We start from the raw sequence: 17,461 nt of genomic DNA on the forward strand, positions 1-17,461 counted from the left end.
AGTTCTTGCCCGGACTTGATTCATTTACAGGAGCGACATCCACTTTTGGCCATCATGACCTAGTGTAGTGAACTCAGCATCCCTACAGTACCCCTTTCGTATGGCGGACTACGATCTCGCGATCATTGGCGGCGGATTGAACGGCGTCAGCATCGCGCGCGACGCCGCTGGACGCGGCTTGCGCGTCATCCTGCTGGAGCAGGGCGATCTCGGCGCGGGCGCCTCCTCTGCCTCGCCACGGCTGGTCCATGGCGATCTGGCTGATCTGGAGCGCCGGCATTTCCTTCGCGTCCGTTCGGCGCTTGCCGAGCGCGACGTCTGGCTCAGGATCGCGCCGCATCTGGTGCGCCCGATGCGGTTTGCGATCCCCGCCCATTCGGACGAACGTCCGCCCTGGCAGTTGCGCTCATGGCTGCTGTTGTATGACCGGCTGGCCTCGCGCAGCGGCCTGCCGGCCTCGGCGACCGTCGATGTCACCCATCATCCCGTCGGCAACGCGCTGAAACGGCCGTTCGGCACCGCCTTTGAGTATTCCGACTGCGTCGTGGACGATACCCGGCTGGTGGTTCTCACCGCCGTCGATGCCGCGGCGCGCGGCGCGGTGATTCGCACCGGCGCACGCTGCACCCGGGCCGAACGCGGCAGGGAGTGGCGGCTGGTGACGAAAGATCGCGGCTTTCGCCAGATTGTCACGGCTAGGGCGGTCGCGAACGCCACCGGCGCCTGGATGTCGTCGGTCGCCGAGACGATCTTGCGCGTGCCGCCGCCGAAGGTTGCCGCCGTACAGATGGACCAGATCGTGGTCCGCCGGCTGTTCGACAGCGACAATGTCTATGTGTTCCAGAACAGCGACGGACGGCTGATTTTCGCAAGCCCCTATGAACGCGATTTTACCCTGATCGGCACCGCCAGCCATGCCTTCAAGGGCGATCCGGCCATCGTCGCGATGGCGGCTGGCGACGTCGCTTATCTCTGCGATGCCGCGAACCGCTATTTCCGCGAGCGGATCGAGACGGTCGACGTGGTGCGCACGCTTTCTGGCGCCAACATGGTGATGAAGCCCGCAGGCAGGCTTGCGTCGCGCGACGGGGCGATGGCGCTCGACTACGGACGCGGCAAGGCGCCGCTGATCACGGTTTTCGGCGGCGACGTCACCACCTCGCGGCTGCGTGCGGAGCGGGCGGTATCGAAGCTGGCGCCGTTCTATCCGATGTCGGCGCGCTGGACCACGAAGGCGCCGCTGCCCGGCGGCGATTTTGCCTGGGACCGTTTTGACAGCCAGGTCGACGAGGTGCGCGACCGCTGGCGGTTTCTCGGCGAGGAGCAGGCGAGGCGTCTGGTCGGGGCCTACGGGTCGAACGCCAAGGCGATCCTTGGCGACGCCAAGGAGCGCGGCGACCTCGGCCTAGCCTTTGGGCCGGAATTGACGGGCGCCGAAGTGCGCTATCTCATGCAAAAGGAATGGGCGCGTTTTCCGGATGACATCCTGTGGCGCCGCTCAAAACTCGGCCTTACGATGCCGCCATCCGATCGCGAGGCGCTGGCGGCGTTCATGGCGGCGGCGACGTGAATATGGACCGCATATGCATCGCTCCATCATCCCGACCGTAGTCGTCGCTGTATTCGGCCTGTTGCTTGGGATGACCGTTCGCTACTTCGTGGACGATCCGCTAGAAGCGTCGGTGGTGAACTATCTGGGAAGCGGCTTCCACGGTATGGGCGTGGCGCTCGCCGGCTGGGCTACCCATCTTTATTTTGTTTCGCGGCGAAGTGAATGGATCAGCAGATGGCCGCTGCTGATGGATCTGGCGATGCGTTCCGCGGTCATGGCCGTCGTCGTCGCTTTGGCCATTCTGGGCCTGGAACCGCTGCTTCATTGGCATCGGATCGAAGCCCACTGGTTGGTCGATACATTTCCCACGATCGTGGCGATCTCATTCTTCGGGGCTCTTCTGGTCGGAGCGATTTTTGAGCTGACACGGCTGATCGGCAGCCGCGTGCTGTTCAATGTGGCGCTCGGTCGCTATCGAAGCCCGGTGCGTGAAGCGCGCGTGTTGATGTTCCTCGATCTCGCAAATTCGACCTCGCTCGCCGAGTCGATGGGAGAACTGCGCGTGCAAGGCCTGCTCACCCGCTTCTTCTTCGACATCGACGGCGCGATCGTCGCGCATGGTGGAGAAGTCCACGCCTATGTCGGCGATGAGGTCATCGTGACATGGCCGCTCGATGAGCGGATGTCGGGCGGACGCTGCATCGACTGCTTCTTCGCGATTGCCGACGGCATCGCCGAACGGGCAGAATCGTACCGGCAGGAGTTCGGCATGGTGCCGAGTTTCCGGGCTGGCCTGCATGCCGGTCATGTAGTGATCAGCGAGTGCGGCAACTCGCGCCGCCAGTTGGCCTATTTCGGCGATACCGTGAACGTGACAGCGCGGCTGCAAGAGCACTGCAAGGAGGTTGGCCGGAATTTGCTGGTGTCTGCAGACTTGTTGGGCCGCATGAAGCTCAAGCCGGCTTTCGCCGTCGAAGCACTTGGGGAGGTCCGCTTGCGGGGGCGTGCCGCCGCCATCGAGGTATTTTCCGTCGAGCGTCGTAGCTGATCTCACGGAAGGCGTCGGCAGCTTCTCCCGCTGCGCCTGCCGCGACCAGGGTTCCGTCGCCTGATTGTTACAGCGAGCGAGATTGACAAGGCAGGCCCCCGCTGGTGTCATCCTTGCCATGGGGAAGCGATCTCCCCACGAGGCGACATGCCGAAGAATCGCGTCCGGTTTTGAAAACCATCCAGGGACGCAGTGTGTCAGCCGCCAATCCGATCTCATTTCACGCTTTTTCTCATGCCGCCGCGACGACGATATGCCCGTGGCGCATCGGAGCTGCGATGAGCGTCGCGACGAATCTGGGGCTAGGGCAAACTCGGAGAGTGAACGATGGCAGAAAACATGGAACGTCGGGACTTCATCAAGGGTGCTGGGCTGTTCGCCGGGATCGCAGCGGCTTCGACGCTCGGTGAACGATCGGCGAATGCGGAGACCGCGCAGCAACCCGGAGCAAAGCGCATGGCCTATGAGATCAAGCCGTTCTCGCTCGATCCGAAGTCGGTGAAGGGAATTTCCGAGAAAATTCTCATAAGCCACTATGAGAACAATTATGTAGGCGCGGTGAAGCGTTTGAACGCAATCGCTATCCAACTGGCGGAACTGGACTTTGCCAAGGCGCCGAATTTCCTGATCAACGGCCTCAAGCGCGAAGAACTGGTCGCGATGAACTCCATGATTTTGCACGAGGCCTATTTCGACAGCCTCGGTGGCGGCGGGGCAGCAAGCGGCTCGCTGGGAGACGCGATTGTGCGCGATTTCGGCAGCGTCGATCGCTGGCGCACCGAATTCTCCGCGATGGGCAAGGCGGAAGGCGGCGGTTCCGGCTGGGTACTGCTGTCTTATTCGCCTCGTGACAAGCGACTGGTCAATCAATGGGCAGCCGATCACACCAATGCCGTCGCCGGCGGCGGGCCGGTGATTGCGCTCGACATGTACGAACACGCCTATCACATGGATTATGGCGCCAAGGCTGGTGCGTATGTCGATGCCTTCATGGAGGCCATCAATTGGGATAACGCAGCGAAGCTGTACGACCGGGTCAGCCGCGAGGGGTGATCGGGCGGTGAGGCAAAAGCTGAACGCTACGTCTTCGACGCAGATGCAGCCCTAGAAATCGAGCCGGTCGCGCACGGCCTCGATGCCTGCCTTGGCACAGGCCTCGTCCGCGTCGCCGCCGGGGGCTCCTGACACGCCGACGGCGCCCAGCAGCGTGCCTGCCGCTTCGACCGTCAACCCGCCGCCGACGATGACGGCGCCGGGGAGGTTGCGGATTCCGGCCTGCATCATCCCAGGCTGGCTGATGGCGTTGAGTTCGGTCGTGCTGGTGCGGAAGCTGGCCGCGGTCCATGCCTTACCTGAAGCGGTGGGTACGGTATGAGGACCTGCGAAGCGGTCGCGCAGCAAGACTTGCGTGACACCGAAGCGGTCAACGACGGCGACCGTCACCTGAAACCCGCGCTTTCTGCAATCCGCCAGCGTCGCGCGCGCCAGATCGAGCGCCAGTTCGGGGCTCAACGATTTGTAGCTCACGAGGGCTTCCTGTGCGGCGGCCGCGCCGGCGAGCAGGGAAGCAATCGCCGTTACGGCCAGCAGATTCCGAACGGTCATCGAATGCCTCCCGATCCTTCGTATTGCCGCGGCGGCCGGTTTTCTGCGCTCCGAACCTTAGCAGAGACGGCACCTCCATCCAGAATATTGTGGCCGCTTCTTCGGGGCCGGTTGAGCCGATGCCGATCCACCGCTAGCGTGCGCTGCACGACGGGGCTGGCAGATCATATGACTGAGGAATCGCCTGAAATCGACAGGCCAAATATCGACGCATCGGCGGCACCCGCCGACGTAGCGGCCGATGTGCCGTTGCTCCGCATCGAGGGGGTCTCCAAGAATTTCGGTACCTTCCGCGCGGTGGACCGGCTCTCGCTCGACATCCGGGCGGGTGAGTTCTTTGCGCTGTTGGGCCCGAGCGGCTGCGGCAAGACCACGCTGCTGCGGATGCTCGCCGGCTTTGAGACGCCCGACGAGGGCCGCATCCAGCTTGGCGGCCGCGATATCGCGCCGGTGCTGCCGCACGAACGGCCGGTCAATATGATGTTCCAGAACTACGCGTTGTTCCCGCATCTCAACGTGCGGGACAATATCGCGTTTGGGCTCAAGCGCGCCGGCATGCCGCGCGCCGCCATCGACACCCGCGTTGCCGAAATGGTCGCGCTGGTCAAGCTTGACGGCATGGAGAAGCGCAAACCCGACCAGCTTTCCGGCGGTCAGCGGCAGCGCGTGGCGCTGGCGCGCTCGCTGGCGCGGCGGCCCAAGGTTCTGCTGCTCGACGAGCCCCTGGCCGCGCTGGACAAGAAGCTGCGCGAGAGCACGCAAGCAGAATTGATGGAGCTGCAGCGCCGGCTCGGCATGACCTTCATCATCGTCACCCACGACCAGGAAGAGGCGATGACGATGGCCAACCGGATCGGCGTGATGGATACCGGCCGGCTCCAACAGGTCGCGACCCCGCGCGACCTTTACGAGGCGCCCGCCACGCGCTGGGTCGCCGAGTTCGTCGGCGACATCAACCTGTTCGAGGGCGAAGTTACCTCGCACGAGAATCATCGCCTGACGGTTGCGACCCGGGATGGCGGAAACATCGCGGTCGCGGAGCCGCGTCAGCCTGTTACCAGGATCGCCGTTACGGTTGCTGTCCGCCCCGAGAAGGTAAAACTTTCGCGCCGCGGCCCGGCGTCGGACGCGGACCATTCGCAGGCGATCAACCGGCTCGAAGGCGCCGTCACCGAAGTCGGCTATCTCGGCGGCTCGACCGTCTACAAGGTCAAGCTCGATTCCGGCGCGGTGGTGCGCTCATCGATGGCCAATACCGCGCGGCTCGACAGGGACACCTATAGCACCGGCCAGCGCGTGGTGGCCTGGTTTACGCCCGACGACTGCATGGTGCTGGAACGATGAGCGCGCGCCGCATCTTCGCGCAGCCGGCGCGCTATGCCGCGATCGCGCCCTACATCTGGATGGTGCTGCTCTTCCTGGTGCCGTTCGGCTTCGTGCTGAAGATCAGCCTGTCGCAGACCGCGATCGCGCAGCCGCCCTATCTGCCCTTGTTTGATTTCACCGAAGGGTGGGCGGCGATCAAGGCGGCGTTCGCGCAGCTCTCGCTGGATAATTTCAGGCTGCTGATCTCGGACAATCTCTACATCAGCTCTTACCTGCGCAGCCTCGTCGTCGCGGTGACCTCGACATTGATCCTGCTGTTGATCGGCTACCCCATCGCCTATGGCATGGCGCGCCTGCCGCAACGCTGGCAGGCGGTTGCGATGATGCTGGTGATCGTGCCGTTCTGGACCTCGTTCCTGATCCGCATCTATGCCTGGATCAATATTTTGCAGCATGACGGGCTGCTGAACAAGATTCTGCTCGCGCTGCATCTGGTCTCGGCACCTGTGGTGTGGCTCTCGACCGACACCGCGATGTATATCGGCATCGTCTATTCCTACCTGCCGTTCATGATCCTGCCGCTCTATGCGACGCTCGCCAGGATGGATCCCTCGCTGCTGGAATCCGCAAGCGACCTCGGCGCGTCGCCGCTTCGGGCATTCTGGCTGGTGACGTTTCCGCTGTCTTTGGCCGGCGTCGGCGCCGGCGCGCTGTTGTGCTTCATCCCGATCGTCGGCGAGTTCGTCATCCCCGATCTGCTCGCCGGCTCCAGTTCGATGATGATCGGCCAGACCCTGTGGCTGGAATTCTTTACCAACAAGGACTGGCCGGTCGCCGCTGCCGCCGCGGTCGCGCTGCTGGTGCTGCTGGTGCCGCCATTGTTGCTCTATGATCGGCTGCAGCGCCGTCAGCTCGGAGGAGCGAATTGATGGCGCGCAAGGTCGGCCAGATCTCGCCGTTCAACATCACTGCGCTCGCGCTCGGGATGGCGTTTCTGTACCTGCCGATCGTGATTCTCGTCATCTATTCGTTCAACGCCTCGCGGCTGGTCACGGTATGGGGCGGCTGGTCGCTGCGCTGGTATTACGAGTTCTTCAATGATCGAGCGATGCTCGACGCGGCCTGGATGAGCCTGCGTGTCGCCGCGGTTTCGGCCACGATCGCGACGCTACTCGGCACGCTGGCGGCGGTGGGGCTGGTGCGCGGCGAGCGCTTCAAGGGAAGGTCGCTGTTTTCCGGCATGCTCTATGCGCCAATGGTGATGCCGGAGGTGATCTCGGGGCTTTCGCTGCTGCTGCTGTTCGTGGCGCTGAACGCAGAGCGCGGCTTCTGGACCGTGACGATCGCCCACACCACGCTGACCATGTGCTTCGTTGCCGTGGTGGTGCAGTCGCGCCTCGCCGCGCTCGATCGCAGCCTCGAAGAGGCCGCGATGGATCTCGGCTGCGATCCGGTGCAGGCGTTTGTTCGCGTGACGCTGCCGCTGATCATTCCGGCGATTGCCGCGGGCTGGATGCTGGCCTTCACGCTCTCGCTCGACGACGTCGTGATCGCGAGTTTCACGACCGGTCCGGGCTCCGCGACGCTGCCGATCCGGATCTATTCCGAGGTGCGGCTCGGGGTGAAGCCCGAGATCAACGCGATCTGCACCATGGTGATCGCGCTGATCGCGGTGGTGATCGTGATCGCTTCGTTCGCCTCGAAACTGTCGAGTTCGCAAGGCGAGAGCGCGGCACCGCTGTAAGCCGCTGCCTGTTTTCACAAAGCACTGACGCGCCGGTTCTGAAGCCAGGGTTCTGATGCTCTGGCCGCGCGCCTATCACGAAACCGTGCAGGCAATTTTCTATCTAAACGTGTGCCAGTTCATACTCCTGCGCTTTCGTTGCAACGCAGAAATGATCGCGGTCTGATTTTCAAGTCGTTTCGAAAATTCTTGTCGGCCCCTCACGCAATTTTTTCGCCTGCGTCCTCACGTCAACAGGAGAATTCATTATGGCCAAATCCAAGAAAGTCCTCGACAAGTCATCCTCCACAAGGCCGGAGACACATCGCATTTGCAATGTGGTGCCCTCGCGCAATACCGAAACCGACTGGGCGCCGTCCGACGTGATTGCCGCCGGCGCGGTGGCCGCCCCATTGGCGGCGCCTGCCAGCGTCGATCTTCGTCAGCCATGGTGGGATATCGGCAATCAAGAATCGACCGGCTCCTGCGTCGGTTGGGGTTCGACCGATGGCGTTGCCCGTTATCATTTCGTCAAAGCTGGCAGGCTCGGCCAGACAGCAAAACTGTCGCCGCGGTTTACGTGGATGGCATCAAAGGAAACCGACGAATTCACCTCCAGGCCGGAAACGATGATCGAGGGCGCCGGCACCAGCCTGAAGGCCGCGCTGGACATCCTGCGAAAGTACGGCGGGGTGCCGGAGACGCTGCTGCCCTTCCATATCCAGACCAATATGTATCTGGACGACGAGGACGTATTCTACGCCACGGCGGCGACGCGGAAGATCGCCTCTTACGTCAACATGCAGCGCAATTTCGCGAGCTGGCGTTCCTGGCTGGCGAGCCATGGGCCCATCCTGGTAGCGCTCAACGTCGATCACACCTGGGACAACGCGACCGCGACCCAAGGCAAGCTCGACACCTTCATGCCGGCGACCATTCGTGGTGGCCATTGCGTCTGCTGCGTCGGATATACCGCCGACCACCGCTTCATCATCCGCAACAGTTGGGGTACGACTTGGGGCGACAAGGGCTTTGCCTATGCCAGCGAGGCCTATATCAATGCCGGATTCTTCAACGAGAGTTACGGCGTGACGATCTGAGGCGGGGAGCTTGACCGAGCCGTGAGCGGATGGAACCTTCCTGGGCTGATACGCGTTGCCGCGCTGTTGGGTGCAATCCTTTCGTTGCACGTCAGCGGCGCGGTCGCCGCCGAGACCGGGAAGGTCCATGTCATGCAGTCACTGACCGAGGCGGATAACGAGCGGACGGTCGATTTGCGCGTCGGCGAGAGCGTTCGCCTGACCCTGCCCGAGAACGCGACCACCGGCTATCGCTGGGCGGTCGATCGTCTCGACCGGGACGTCGTGGAGGAAGCCGGCTCGGAGCCGCATCCGTCCCGAGGCGCGATCGGCTCCGGCGGCAATGTCACGTTCGACTTCACGGCGAAGAAGGCCGGCAGCGGCGAGATCGCGCTGAAATACTGGCGGCACTTCGAAGGCGATGGCTCGATCGTGAAACGATTTAGCTTCCGGCTGAACGTACAGCCGTAGATTCTTGTTTTGACGCGTTTTCTTCACGCGAACCGGTATCCACTTCGCTCGAAAACGCTATCGCCACATCACGACTTCACGGCGCCCGCGGTCAATCCGCCCACCATATAGCGCTTGAACGCGTAGTAGATCGCGGCCGGCGGCAGTGCGTAGATGAAGCCGGTGGTCATCAGCAATTCCCAGGGCGAGTCATCGGCGGCCAGGAAGTTGCCCAGCGCCACGGGAAGCGTGATCTCGGTGTCCTTGGACAAGAGCAGGAAGGCGTAGAGATATTCGTTCCAGGCCAGCAGGATCGCGTAGGTCCCGATCGCCACCAGCGACGGCATCATCAAGGGCAAATAGACCAGCCGGAACAGTTGCAGCGTGGTAGCGCCGTCCATGGTGGCGGCTTCATCCAGTTCGACCGGCAGCTTGTCGGAGGCCTGCTTCAGCACCCAGATTGCGTAGGGCGAGGCGATCGTCACCATCGCCAGAATCAGCGACCAGTGATTGTTGAGGAGGCCGTAAGTGCCCATGGTGCGGTACATCGGCACGGCGAGGAACGCCGCCGGGATGAAATAGGTGAGCAGCGCCAGATTCATCACCCACCGCCCGCCAGGTACGCGCAGCCGCGAGATGGAGAAGGCCGCGGCGGTCGCAATCATCAGCGTCAGCGCGCCGGCCGACAGCGCGATGACAACCGAATTCAGGAACTGGATCCAGAAATCGCGCAGGAAGTAGTGCTGCTGGTGGAACACGATGTAGAAATTGTTCAGCGTCGGATGTGCCGGCCACAGCTTACCCGAGAACGCGTCCTCCTTCGGCGAGATCGCGAACAGGAACATGTGGTAGATCGGCACCATGGTCCAGATGAACACGGGAATGCCGATCAGGAGCAGCTTCGTTTCGGTGCCGATTTCGCGGAGTGTTGGCAGCTTCATCGCGACAACCGTTTCATCATGAAATAGACCAGCGGCAGCACGAAGGGCAGCGCGCAGACGATGGAGGCCATCGCAAGGCTGAGCTGGTCGAGCCTGAGATAGCGGATGCCGAGCGTGGCCAGCACATGGGTGAGGTCGGCAGGACCGCCGCCGGTGAGCAGGTAGACGCTGTTGAAATCGCCGAGCGTCCAGATCATCGAGAGCAGCGTGCAGGTGATGTAGAGCGTCTGCATCGACGGCCAGGTAATGAAGCGGAATTTCTGCGACCAGCTCGCGCCGTCGACCTCGGCCGCCTCATAGAGGTCGTGCGGGATCGCGAGCCGCCCGGTCATCAGGATCAGCGTCCAGAACGGCAGCGATTTCCAGATATGCACGCCGATCGCCATGGTGAGCGCCACGGCGGGGTCGTTGAGCCAGTTCGGTCCGTCCTCGCCGGTGAACTTGAAGATCAGCTGGTTGACCACGCCCCATTCCGGATTGAACATGAAGCGCACGGAGAGAATGGTCGGAATCGACGGCACCGCCCAGGGCAGGATGAACAGCACCGACAGCCATTTGATCCAGGTGCGCTGCTGGGCGAAGAAACCGGACAAAAACAGCGCGATCGCCATTTTGACGTTGATGCCGATCACGAGGAAGATCAGCGTGTTGACGGCGGCGCGCGCGAAGATCGGGTCGTGCCAGAGCGCGACATAGCTCGCCGGATGCCGCGCCAGCCACAGCCCGTAGCCGACCGGATAGACCACGAAGGCGAGAAACACGAGGGCATAGGGCGCCAGCAGTACGATGCCCCAGACCTGCGGCGGCGTCAGCCGGGCTGAGAGTGGTGGGCCTGGTACTGCGTGATCGGCCGAAAGGGTGATTGCCATACGTCTACTCTAGAACGAGATGCCGGCCGGGCGAAGCGGCCGATGCTTTGCTTCAACCTCGCCCCGCTTGCGGGGAGAGGTCGGATTGCGAAGCAATCCGGGTGAGGGGGTACAGGACTTTCCGCGAGTTGTGCTCGTGGAGGGTGCCCCTCACCATAGCCGATGCTGCGCATCGGCGTCCCTCATTAAAGTACGGCGGCCGGAGGCCGCCTATGCCCTCTCCCCGCGAAGAGCGGGGAGAGGAAGGAGTAAGACTAACCCGCGATCTGCTTGATGCGGGCGATCAGCTCGTCGACGGCCTTGTCGACCGGCACCTTCTCGCTCACCACGCGGTTCATCGCCTTGGCCCAGACGTTCTCGTTGTTGAGGATCGTGAACTTCCAGTTCTTGGTGAAGTCGAACGGCGTGGTGCCGCCGGTGAACTGGTTGTACACCGCCTTGCGATGCCGGTCAGCCTGCCACCACGGGCTCTGCTGGCTGGCGGTCGTCACGGGGAACCAGCGGCCGAGCGCGCCCTCGATGTAGGGTCGGAGATTCTCTTCCTGCATCAGGAACTTGATGAACTCCTTGCCCTCGGCCTTGTTCTTGGCGGCGGCGAACATCAGTCCGGTCTTGACGTCGGAACGGTACTTGATCGGGGTACCGTCCGGCTTGTTCGGGAAGGAAGAGGTGATGATGACTTCTTCATAGTTCTTCTTGCCGAGCGCGCGCTGCTCCGGCGTCAGCGCCGGATTGTTGGCGTCGTCGAGCCACTTCGCCGCGATCGAGATCGTGAAGTTGTGCGTCATCACGATCGTCTTGTTGTGGAAGGCGACGTTGTTGTCCGGATCCTTCCAGGTCGTCGACGAGGGCGGCGTGCAGCCCTTGATGTAGGTATCGGTGTAGTCCTTCAGCGCCTTGGTCAGGTTTTCACGCACCTTGGGATCGTCGACCAGGAGTTTGCCCTCGTCGTCGACCAGCTTGACGTTGTGTGCGTCCATGAAGGTGTAGAACGACTGGAAACTATCGGTGGATTCTACGCCCATCGGCTGGCCGACGGCATAGACGCGCTGGCCGGTCGCCTTGCGGCTGGCGGGCTGCACCTTGTCGCACCAGAACGACCAGTAATCTTCCCACTTGGTCGGGATGTCGCTCGGCTTGAAGCCGGCCTGCTCCAGCATGTCGCCCCAGATCTGGACGTGCATGCTCTGCTGCTTCAGCGGGAAGCCGTAATAGGCACGCTTCTTGGCAACGTCGTTGTAGAGGTTGACCGTCTCCAGCGTGTTCGGCGCGAACGCCGACTTCATCGGCGTCATGATGTCGGAAAGATCTTCCAGCTTGCCTTCGAACGCCCATTTGCCCTGCGCCTGCACGTCGTAGCTGTCGGAATAGGCGACGTCGGGCACGGTGCCGGAATCCAGCGCCGCCACCGTCTTCGGGATCATGTCCTGGATGGCGTATTGCGACAGTTCGACCTTGATGCCGGTCTTGGCCTCGAATTTCTTGATCGCCTCCAGAAGCGCGTCGTCCTCGGATTTGTAAAAGCCCTTGCCGAACCAGACGGTGATGGTCTTTTGCTGGGCGAGCGCGGGTGCAGTGGCATAAAACAGCCCGACCGCAGCGACCGCGAGTGAAAGCCCACCTAATTTCTTGGATATCACGTTGTTCTCCCTCAAAACCCCGGCTTTTTAACCGGTTGGATAAAAGATAGCGCAACCATGCGGCGTTAGCCAGATGGGACAAGGCAGACTTCTGTAGGGGGACATTCCGGGCGCAAATGCGGCAGGGGCTCTGCCCCGGCATTTTGGTTCAATCATTTTCGTCCCCGGATACCGCCAGCTATCCGGATTGTCGCGGCACGCAAAACCGTCATGCCCCGCCACCGGGGCTCGCCTTTGGCGAGCCCGATGACAGGCTCCGGCGGGGCATCCAATACGCCGCGACCTATCGCTTCGATCACTGCCGGTTCTGGAATACTGGGTCGCCCCGTCGAGCGGGGCGATGACAACCGAATATGCGTTCGCTAGCCCGCGGCGCGATGCGCCCTTTGCGCCGCGATCAGGTTGATCAGGCCACGACCTCGATCGCCTTGCCGTTGACGCGGGTCTCGCCCTTCAAATTGTCGACCGTCACGTAGGTGTCGTACCAGGTGAGGCGAGGCCGGACCCCAAAGCGCTCGGTCAGGTCAGCGATGCGCGCTTCCGTAAACCAGGCTTCCGCCGATTCACGGCTGTCCCAGAGATAAACGCCGCCGGTGCCATTTTCCCCGTTCAGGTAGTCCTTTCGGATCAATCCTTTCCTGGCGAGGCCGCGATAGGTCGGTGCGGTCGAAGTGCCGCCTTTCACCGCCAGCTCCTCAGAGCGTTTTGGCAAATCGAACTGAACGACAACGATGCAATTGGGCATGAACGGTTCCTCCCATCAGGTCGGCAATCATGTGATGAATTCGGGCACGCGGTCAAAGCCTGACCGTGCGGTGATGACCGCTTCTGGCGCAAGGCGGCCATTCCGCAATCTCGGCCAGTGCCTGACGAGACATCTGCGCATTTAGCGCTTCGCGTGTTCGGACTAACGTATGCTCGCTCTGGAAAAGCCTCTGGGAGTTAGGACCTTGCCTCCGACGTTCATATATTTTGTAGCCTTGTTGGTCTGGATACCCCTTGCGTGTCTGGTTTGGTTCTCGGCCGGGGTGATGGCGCTCAACCGAGGTACCCGCCGCAAAGGATTGGCGCTTGCTCTGGCTATGGCGGCGACTTTTCCGTGTGTTTTCCTTTTCCAAGCTGCCGCCGCACCTTTGATAGCAGCAATGGTTGTCGGCGTAGCATGGCTGTCAGGCATTCTGGACCCCGCATCCACCCTCACACACGTCACGACCAACGGACTGGTGATCGCCACGATCTCCGGGACAGTGCTGCTCGCCTTCGTCACAATGCTAACCGTGTCCATCTTTGGATTCTTTGAGGGCTGGCTGCTGGGGTGGCGCTACGCTCACGGGGAGCGTTTCCGCGATGTGATCGAGCGCGGACCGACGGCTGGTCTCCTTCGGCGACTGGGGTTCAGAAAGCTGCACCACGCTTCATAGACGTGTCCACTTCGGGTCAAACGCAATTTGGCTCGGACGACCGCTTCCGGTGCGAAGCGGAATTCGGCAAGTGGTGATGTCGGCCAATGGCGCTATCGTGCCTCAAGCTGCCTGCCCGCCCGACGTCCGTTTTTGTTCACATGGACAGGAGGTCCTCGAAATTAGAACGCATAAAGGAATGGACAGAATGCCGACGCGGCACTGCGCGGGCCGGCTCGTTGGTTGAGGAAACATCAGCAAGCAGGACGGAAACGAGGAAGCGAATGGATTTATCCTACTCACAAAATCTCGAAGACTATCATCTCTCGCTTGCCTTCGCGGGACAGACCACCGGGACCTACATCGATGTCGGTGCGGGGCATCCGATCGCCGATAACGTGTCGTTCTGGTTCTATGAACGTGGCTGGCAGGGCGTTGTCGTCGAGCCACAGCCTGAACTTGGGGAGCTCTACCAGCGGCTGCGTCCGCGCGACCTCGCGTTTCGTGGCCTGGTCGGACGTCACTGCGGCGAAATGGACTTCCATGTGGTCGAACGCCTGCATGGGCTCTCGACGACAGTGGAAGGCCTCGCGCAAAAAGCAAAAGCCCTCGGCGCCGACTATCAGACCGTTCGCACGCCTGTGACCACGCTGGCAAAACTATGCGAAAGTCACGATCTGGGCGCTATCGACTTCCTCAAGATCGATGTCGAGGGCGCCGAAGGCGATGTTCTGTTCGGCGGCGATTGGAAACGTTTTCGACCCAAGGTGATCGTCGCCGAAGCGGTGACGCCGCTGGAGTCAGAGCAGGGATGGCAGGACTGGGAGCCGTTCCTGATTGCTCAGGGCTACCGCTTCGCTCTGTTCGATACGCTCAACCGGTTCTATGTCGCTGAAGAACATCGTGAGATCCTGGCGCGCCTTCCGTCCGAGCGAGCGCCGTGGCACGCGGTTCGTCACATGTACGAGATAGGCCGTGCTCCCGAAAACAAGCTGCATCCCGATCACGCGTTGGCGCAAGATCTCGCGCGCGGGTTTTGGGCGAGCCTGCCTTATCTTGATCCAGGGCTCTTAACGTCGCTTCTGGCTCGCGCCCGCCGAATTTCGAAATCCGACGATCTTGCAGAGCTTGCGTCCACGGTCGAGACCGAACAGTTTCGCGCGTCGCTCGGGCGGATCGCCTGCGGTTATGACGGCGGACAGATCGTTGATGAGTGAGAGACCGCGAACCCTAGGGTGTCTCGACTCAAGGTCTCCCTGCGGAGGCGGGCTTAACAACCTGATCGCGGCCCGTCGCCGGCCACTCCGCGTTTTTCACGGCTGGTCGAACGTGTGAATTATCTGAAAGAAGCGCGCGTCCGCAAGACGAAAGCGTCAGGTCGGCTTCGTGGCGGCAGTCCGGCAAATAGCCCGCATGAGCGCACCGATATGCGGGGACCTAGTTGGCGAGGGCGCTGGAGGTTGCGGCTTTCATCCAGGCCATGCTCGCTGACGCGTCAGGCCGCCGACAGCCGCACGCGGAATTTGCTGCCGGTGGCTTCTGCATAGCGCAGGATCGTCTTGGTGCTTGGAAGCGTTTGGCCGTTTTCAAGCCGCGCGATGGTGGACTGGCTGGTGCCCATCCGGGCCGCGAGCTCGGCCTGCGACAGGCCTGCGCGCAGGCGAGCCCGGAGCAACTCGGCGGCAATCTCGAACTCCGGCGCGAGTGCATCATGCTCGGTCTTGATCTTCGGGTTGGCGAGCAAGCGGGTCTTGAGCTTTCGAACTGGATCGTCATGTGATCTTCTTTGTCCGCCACAGCAAGTAGCCCGCATGAGCACAGCGATATGCGGGATCGCAAACAAGAACCCGGATGTCGCGGAGCCAGTCATCGGCGCGCATTCGTGCGTTCCGTTGGCTCATCCGGGCTACGCTTGCTACCAGCCGCGAATGACGAACCTTGGTCCGTAGCCGCCGTAGCCGCGATCGTAGTAGCCGGGGCCTGCGTAGTAGTTGTAGCCCCGGCCGGGGAAATAGCTGGGGTCATGGAAATAGCGCTGGACATAGCGCGGTCCTCGGGTTCGCCAGCAGCGTCCATCATACTCGTTGCAGAGCAGACCGACCCGGCCGACGCTGGAGACTTCGGCGGAGCCAATCGTCGTCGCGTTGAGGGGCGCGGCGGAAGCGGCGGAAGCGGCGGACGCGAGCAGCGCGGCACCGAATGCGCTCAGTGCGATGGCCTTCATGGCGTTCTCCCTTCGGTTGGGCGAGACAATCGATCTCTATGATGCGGCGTTCCGGGACTCAACCCTGGCTTCGAATACCCTGCTTCCGCCTGCGCTCCTTGAGCTGCGGCGGGCAAGTCGCTCATCCGGGCCTACGCTTGCTCCCCGGGTCTTGAAACAAATCGCGTGGCTCTGTCGTTTGGGTCCCGGTCCGAACGACTGTACTAGCCAATCAGGGCGCGACCCGCGAGCCTTCGCGCACGCGCGCCTTACGAATTGGCACCCAACGAAGGAGGCCAAGGTGACCACCGACCTCAGATACCTCGTCTATACCGCCATGCTGACCGCCGCTCTCTGGATTCCGTATATCGTTTGTCAGGTCAGGACCAACGGGCCGCTCCAGCCATCGAACTATGCCGACCCCGGCCTGCCGCGCCCGGTCCCGCCTTGGGGGCAGCGCGCACACCGGGCATATCTGAACGCGATCGAGGTTTTTGCCCCTTTCGCAGCACTGGTCGTCGCCGCGCACCTGACCGGGAAGGCGGACGCGATGACCGCGTTCTGGTCGGCGAGCTTCTTTTGGCTGCGGCTGGCCCACGCCGTCGTCTATTGGGTCGGCTTTCCCTACCTTCGCACCGTGCTGTTCACTTTGGCATTTGTCGCCGAGGCGGGCATCTTCTGGGAAATCATCAGGTAGTTTTCGGTGGCAGGGATGTGCGCGGGAGGCCGGATCAATTCACAGGCCACGTGGTCTCAGACCGCAACAACACATGTTGACAAGGCCTCTGCCCCAGACAGGGCTGCTGCGGACAAAGCGGCCGCCGACGAGGCTGCCGCAGAAAAGTAAATAGCCCGCATTAGCGCAGCGATAAGCGCATTGGTCATCCGGGCTCCGGCGACTTCAAAACGAATTCGCCAGCTCGATCTCCGCCTTCAGCGCCGCAATCCGCCGTTCGGCCTCCCTCGCCGTCAAATCCTGCTCGAACTGTTTTGGCTGATAGGCCTCGGCGCTGAGCGTGCGCAGCGTCGCCAGTTGGCGGGGCGTCATCGGCGCATCGACCTGGTCGGGGAGGCGGGTCATCTGGAACTCCAAAGAATCTTTGTCGGGTGCGGACTCTTAACTTGAAATTTGTTCTTTATTTGTTCTTATAGGGTTCAACCGCAGCGAGGTGGCCCATGGACAACAAGCTTAATGAAATTCGCAGGAAAATCAGGTTCTTACGTGTGGAGATGTTGGGCGCGGAGGATAACATCCGCAAACAGGTCAACCGCGGCGAGGACTGCTCGGAAGCGGCTGTTCACCTGATGTCCATGCGGGTCGTCATGCTCGGGCTCATCAGCGAGCGGAACCGGCTCGGGGGCGAGGAACGCCTGCTCAATGTTGACGAACGGCTGAAGCTGGACGTCCGGGCGGTCAGCAGAAAACCCGCGAACGGGGCGCCAGCGCGTTTTCCGGCGAAAGCCGGCCCCGGACCTGATCCGGGGCGGGCACCGGTTCGCGTCAGGACCACGCGTCCAATCAAAAATCCAGAGCCCCGTTCCGATTCAATCGGAACGGAAAAGGCTCGAGGCCGCCGTGAGCGATGAGACGATTCAAGCCCTGCGCCGGCGGATCGGCGAGCTGG

At 62.1% G+C, this 17,461-nt stretch carries 20 protein-coding genes; 12 read left to right on the plus strand and 8 right to left on the minus strand.

The features are described 5' to 3' along the window. Positions 1-100: 100 nt before the first annotated feature. The 3 genes from ACPPVP_RS06850 (at position 101) to ACPPVP_RS06860 (ending at position 3,653) form a co-directional block, all read left to right on the plus strand. On the plus strand, positions 101-1,570 hold the full coding sequence (locus ACPPVP_RS06850) for a glycerol-3-phosphate dehydrogenase (RefSeq protein WP_426532515.1): 1,470 nt from the start codon (positions 101-103) through the stop codon (positions 1,568-1,570). 13 nt (positions 1,571-1,583) lie between these two features. Beyond that, positions 1,584-2,600, plus strand: a complete 1,017-nt coding sequence (locus ACPPVP_RS06855) for an adenylate/guanylate cyclase domain-containing protein (protein ID WP_426532517.1) — start codon at positions 1,584-1,586, stop codon at positions 2,598-2,600. A gap of 456 nt (positions 2,601-3,056) precedes the next feature. After that, on the plus strand, positions 3,057-3,653 hold the full coding sequence (locus ACPPVP_RS06860; protein WP_426537705.1) for a superoxide dismutase: 597 nt from the start codon (positions 3,057-3,059) through the stop codon (positions 3,651-3,653). A 51-nt stretch (positions 3,654-3,704) separates the two neighbouring features. Here the strand turns inward: ACPPVP_RS06860 and ACPPVP_RS06865 are convergent, their stop codons facing one another. Next, positions 3,705-4,205, minus strand: a complete 501-nt coding sequence (locus tag ACPPVP_RS06865) for a GlcG/HbpS family heme-binding protein (protein ID WP_426532519.1) — start codon at positions 4,203-4,205, stop codon at positions 3,705-3,707. Between the two features lie 168 nt (positions 4,206-4,373). On the opposite strand from ACPPVP_RS06865, the gene ACPPVP_RS06870 reads away from it, so the two are divergent. The 5 genes from ACPPVP_RS06870 (at position 4,374) to ACPPVP_RS06890 (ending at position 8,804) form a co-directional block, all read left to right on the plus strand. Then, entirely contained in the window at positions 4,374-5,549 is a 1,176-nt protein-coding gene (locus tag ACPPVP_RS06870; RefSeq protein ID WP_426532521.1) for an ABC transporter ATP-binding protein, read from the plus strand. Further along, entirely contained in the window at positions 5,546-6,460 is a 915-nt protein-coding gene (locus ACPPVP_RS06875) for an ABC transporter permease (protein ID WP_426532523.1), read from the plus strand. The genes ACPPVP_RS06870 and ACPPVP_RS06875 overlap by 4 nt, the downstream gene beginning before the upstream one ends. Continuing rightward, complete coding sequence (locus tag ACPPVP_RS06880) at positions 6,460-7,275, plus strand: ABC transporter permease (protein WP_426532525.1); 816 nt, start codon at positions 6,460-6,462, stop codon at positions 7,273-7,275. Before ACPPVP_RS06875 ends, ACPPVP_RS06880 begins: the two co-directional genes overlap by 1 nt. Positions 7,276-7,523: 248 nt before the next feature. Beyond that, positions 7,524-8,354, plus strand: a complete 831-nt coding sequence (locus ACPPVP_RS06885) for a C1 family peptidase (protein WP_426532527.1) — start codon at positions 7,524-7,526, stop codon at positions 8,352-8,354. Between the two features lie 21 nt (positions 8,355-8,375). Further along, a complete protein-coding gene (locus ACPPVP_RS06890) occupies positions 8,376-8,804 on the plus strand; it encodes a protease inhibitor I42 family protein (protein WP_426532529.1) in 429 nt (142 codons plus the stop codon). 68 nt (positions 8,805-8,872) lie between these two features. Here ACPPVP_RS06890 and ACPPVP_RS06895 read toward each other — a convergent pair whose 3' ends face one another. From ACPPVP_RS06895 to ACPPVP_RS06910, 4 genes are all read right to left on the minus strand, one after another. Next, positions 8,873-9,724, minus strand: a complete 852-nt coding sequence (locus ACPPVP_RS06895; protein ID WP_426532531.1) for a carbohydrate ABC transporter permease — start codon at positions 9,722-9,724, stop codon at positions 8,873-8,875. Next, positions 9,721-10,593 (minus strand): carbohydrate ABC transporter permease, encoded by an 873-nt coding sequence (locus ACPPVP_RS06900; RefSeq protein ID WP_426532533.1) that lies wholly within the window; start codon positions 10,591-10,593, stop codon positions 9,721-9,723. The genes ACPPVP_RS06895 and ACPPVP_RS06900 overlap by 4 nt, the downstream gene beginning before the upstream one ends. A gap of 254 nt (positions 10,594-10,847) precedes the next feature. Beyond that, a complete protein-coding gene (locus ACPPVP_RS06905) occupies positions 10,848-12,233 on the minus strand; it encodes an ABC transporter substrate-binding protein (protein ID WP_426532535.1) in 1,386 nt (461 codons plus the stop codon). A 406-nt stretch (positions 12,234-12,639) separates the two neighbouring features. Beyond that, the gene (locus tag ACPPVP_RS06910; RefSeq protein WP_334515374.1) at positions 12,640-12,978 is read right to left on the minus strand and encodes a monooxygenase; all 339 of its coding nucleotides are present in this window, start codon (positions 12,976-12,978) and stop codon (positions 12,640-12,642) included. A gap of 205 nt (positions 12,979-13,183) precedes the next feature. On the opposite strand from ACPPVP_RS06910, the gene ACPPVP_RS06915 reads away from it, so the two are divergent. Both ACPPVP_RS06915 and ACPPVP_RS06920 read left to right on the plus strand, forming a co-directional pair. After that, the gene (locus tag ACPPVP_RS06915) at positions 13,184-13,654 is read left to right on the plus strand and encodes a hypothetical protein (RefSeq protein WP_426532537.1); all 471 of its coding nucleotides are present in this window, start codon (positions 13,184-13,186) and stop codon (positions 13,652-13,654) included. Between the two features lie 86 nt (positions 13,655-13,740). Further along, positions 13,741-14,850: an FkbM family methyltransferase gene (locus ACPPVP_RS06920; RefSeq protein WP_426532539.1), complete on the plus strand. Its 1,110-nt coding sequence runs from the start codon at positions 13,741-13,743 to the stop codon at positions 14,848-14,850. Between the two features lie 278 nt (positions 14,851-15,128). On the opposite strand, the gene ACPPVP_RS06925 is transcribed toward ACPPVP_RS06920, so the two are convergent. Together ACPPVP_RS06925 and ACPPVP_RS06930 are read right to left on the minus strand one after the other, a co-directional pair. After that, positions 15,129-15,377, minus strand: a complete 249-nt coding sequence (locus ACPPVP_RS06925; protein ID WP_426532541.1) for a helix-turn-helix domain-containing protein — start codon at positions 15,375-15,377, stop codon at positions 15,129-15,131. Positions 15,378-15,548: 171 nt separating this feature from the next. Then, positions 15,549-15,857, minus strand: coding sequence for a hypothetical protein (locus ACPPVP_RS06930; RefSeq protein ID WP_426532543.1), 309 nt, complete (start codon positions 15,855-15,857; stop codon positions 15,549-15,551). Positions 15,858-16,137: 280 nt separating this feature from the next. On the opposite strand from ACPPVP_RS06930, the gene ACPPVP_RS06935 reads away from it, so the two are divergent. Continuing rightward, on the plus strand, positions 16,138-16,533 hold the full coding sequence (locus ACPPVP_RS06935) for an MAPEG family protein (RefSeq protein WP_426532545.1): 396 nt from the start codon (positions 16,138-16,140) through the stop codon (positions 16,531-16,533). 204 nt (positions 16,534-16,737) lie between these two features. Here ACPPVP_RS06935 and ACPPVP_RS06940 read toward each other — a convergent pair whose 3' ends face one another. Then, on the minus strand, positions 16,738-16,917 hold the full coding sequence (locus tag ACPPVP_RS06940; protein WP_426532547.1) for a DUF3072 domain-containing protein: 180 nt from the start codon (positions 16,915-16,917) through the stop codon (positions 16,738-16,740). 95 nt (positions 16,918-17,012) lie between these two features. On the opposite strand from ACPPVP_RS06940, the gene ACPPVP_RS06945 reads away from it, so the two are divergent. Beyond that, positions 17,013-17,423, plus strand: a complete 411-nt coding sequence (locus ACPPVP_RS06945) for a hypothetical protein (RefSeq protein WP_426532549.1) — start codon at positions 17,013-17,015, stop codon at positions 17,421-17,423. Positions 17,424-17,461 lie beyond the last annotated feature (38 nt).

Origin of the sequence: Bradyrhizobium sp. McL0615 (genome assembly GCF_049993905.1) — a bacterium.
In the GTDB taxonomy this organism is placed as follows: Bacteria; Pseudomonadota; Alphaproteobacteria; order Rhizobiales; family Xanthobacteraceae; genus Bradyrhizobium.

Excerpts from the sequence above, each read along its gene's own strand:
- ACPPVP_RS06850 (WP_426532515.1), top strand. The coding sequence starts at position 101 with ATGGCGGACTACGATCTCGCGATCATTGGCGGCGGATTGAACGGCGTC.
- ACPPVP_RS06855 (WP_426532517.1), top strand. The coding sequence starts at position 1,584 with ATGCATCGCTCCATCATCCCGACCGTAGTCGTCGCTGTATTCGGCCTG.
- ACPPVP_RS06860 (WP_426537705.1), top strand. The coding sequence starts at position 3,057 with ATGGCCTATGAGATCAAGCCGTTCTCGCTCGATCCGAAGTCGGTGAAG.
- ACPPVP_RS06865 (WP_426532519.1), bottom strand. The coding sequence starts at position 4,205 with ATGACCGTTCGGAATCTGCTGGCCGTAACGGCGATTGCTTCCCTGCTC.
- ACPPVP_RS06870 (WP_426532521.1), top strand. The coding sequence starts at position 4,374 with ATGACTGAGGAATCGCCTGAAATCGACAGGCCAAATATCGACGCATCG.
- ACPPVP_RS06875 (WP_426532523.1), top strand. The coding sequence starts at position 5,546 with ATGAGCGCGCGCCGCATCTTCGCGCAGCCGGCGCGCTATGCCGCGATC.
- ACPPVP_RS06880 (WP_426532525.1), top strand. The coding sequence starts at position 6,460 with ATGGCGCGCAAGGTCGGCCAGATCTCGCCGTTCAACATCACTGCGCTC.
- ACPPVP_RS06885 (WP_426532527.1), top strand. The coding sequence starts at position 7,524 with ATGGCCAAATCCAAGAAAGTCCTCGACAAGTCATCCTCCACAAGGCCG.
- ACPPVP_RS06895 (WP_426532531.1), bottom strand. The coding sequence starts at position 9,724 with ATGAAGCTGCCAACACTCCGCGAAATCGGCACCGAAACGAAGCTGCTC.
- ACPPVP_RS06900 (WP_426532533.1), bottom strand. The coding sequence starts at position 10,593 with ATGGCAATCACCCTTTCGGCCGATCACGCAGTACCAGGCCCACCACTC.
- ACPPVP_RS06910 (WP_334515374.1), bottom strand. The coding sequence starts at position 12,978 with ATGCCCAATTGCATCGTTGTCGTTCAGTTCGATTTGCCAAAACGCTCT.
- ACPPVP_RS06920 (WP_426532539.1), top strand. The coding sequence starts at position 13,741 with ATGGCGCTATCGTGCCTCAAGCTGCCTGCCCGCCCGACGTCCGTTTTT.
- ACPPVP_RS06930 (WP_426532543.1), bottom strand. The coding sequence starts at position 15,857 with ATGAAGGCCATCGCACTGAGCGCATTCGGTGCCGCGCTGCTCGCGTCC.
- ACPPVP_RS06940 (WP_426532547.1), bottom strand. The coding sequence starts at position 16,917 with ATGACCCGCCTCCCCGACCAGGTCGATGCGCCGATGACGCCCCGCCAA.
- ACPPVP_RS06945 (WP_426532549.1), top strand. The coding sequence starts at position 17,013 with ATGGACAACAAGCTTAATGAAATTCGCAGGAAAATCAGGTTCTTACGT.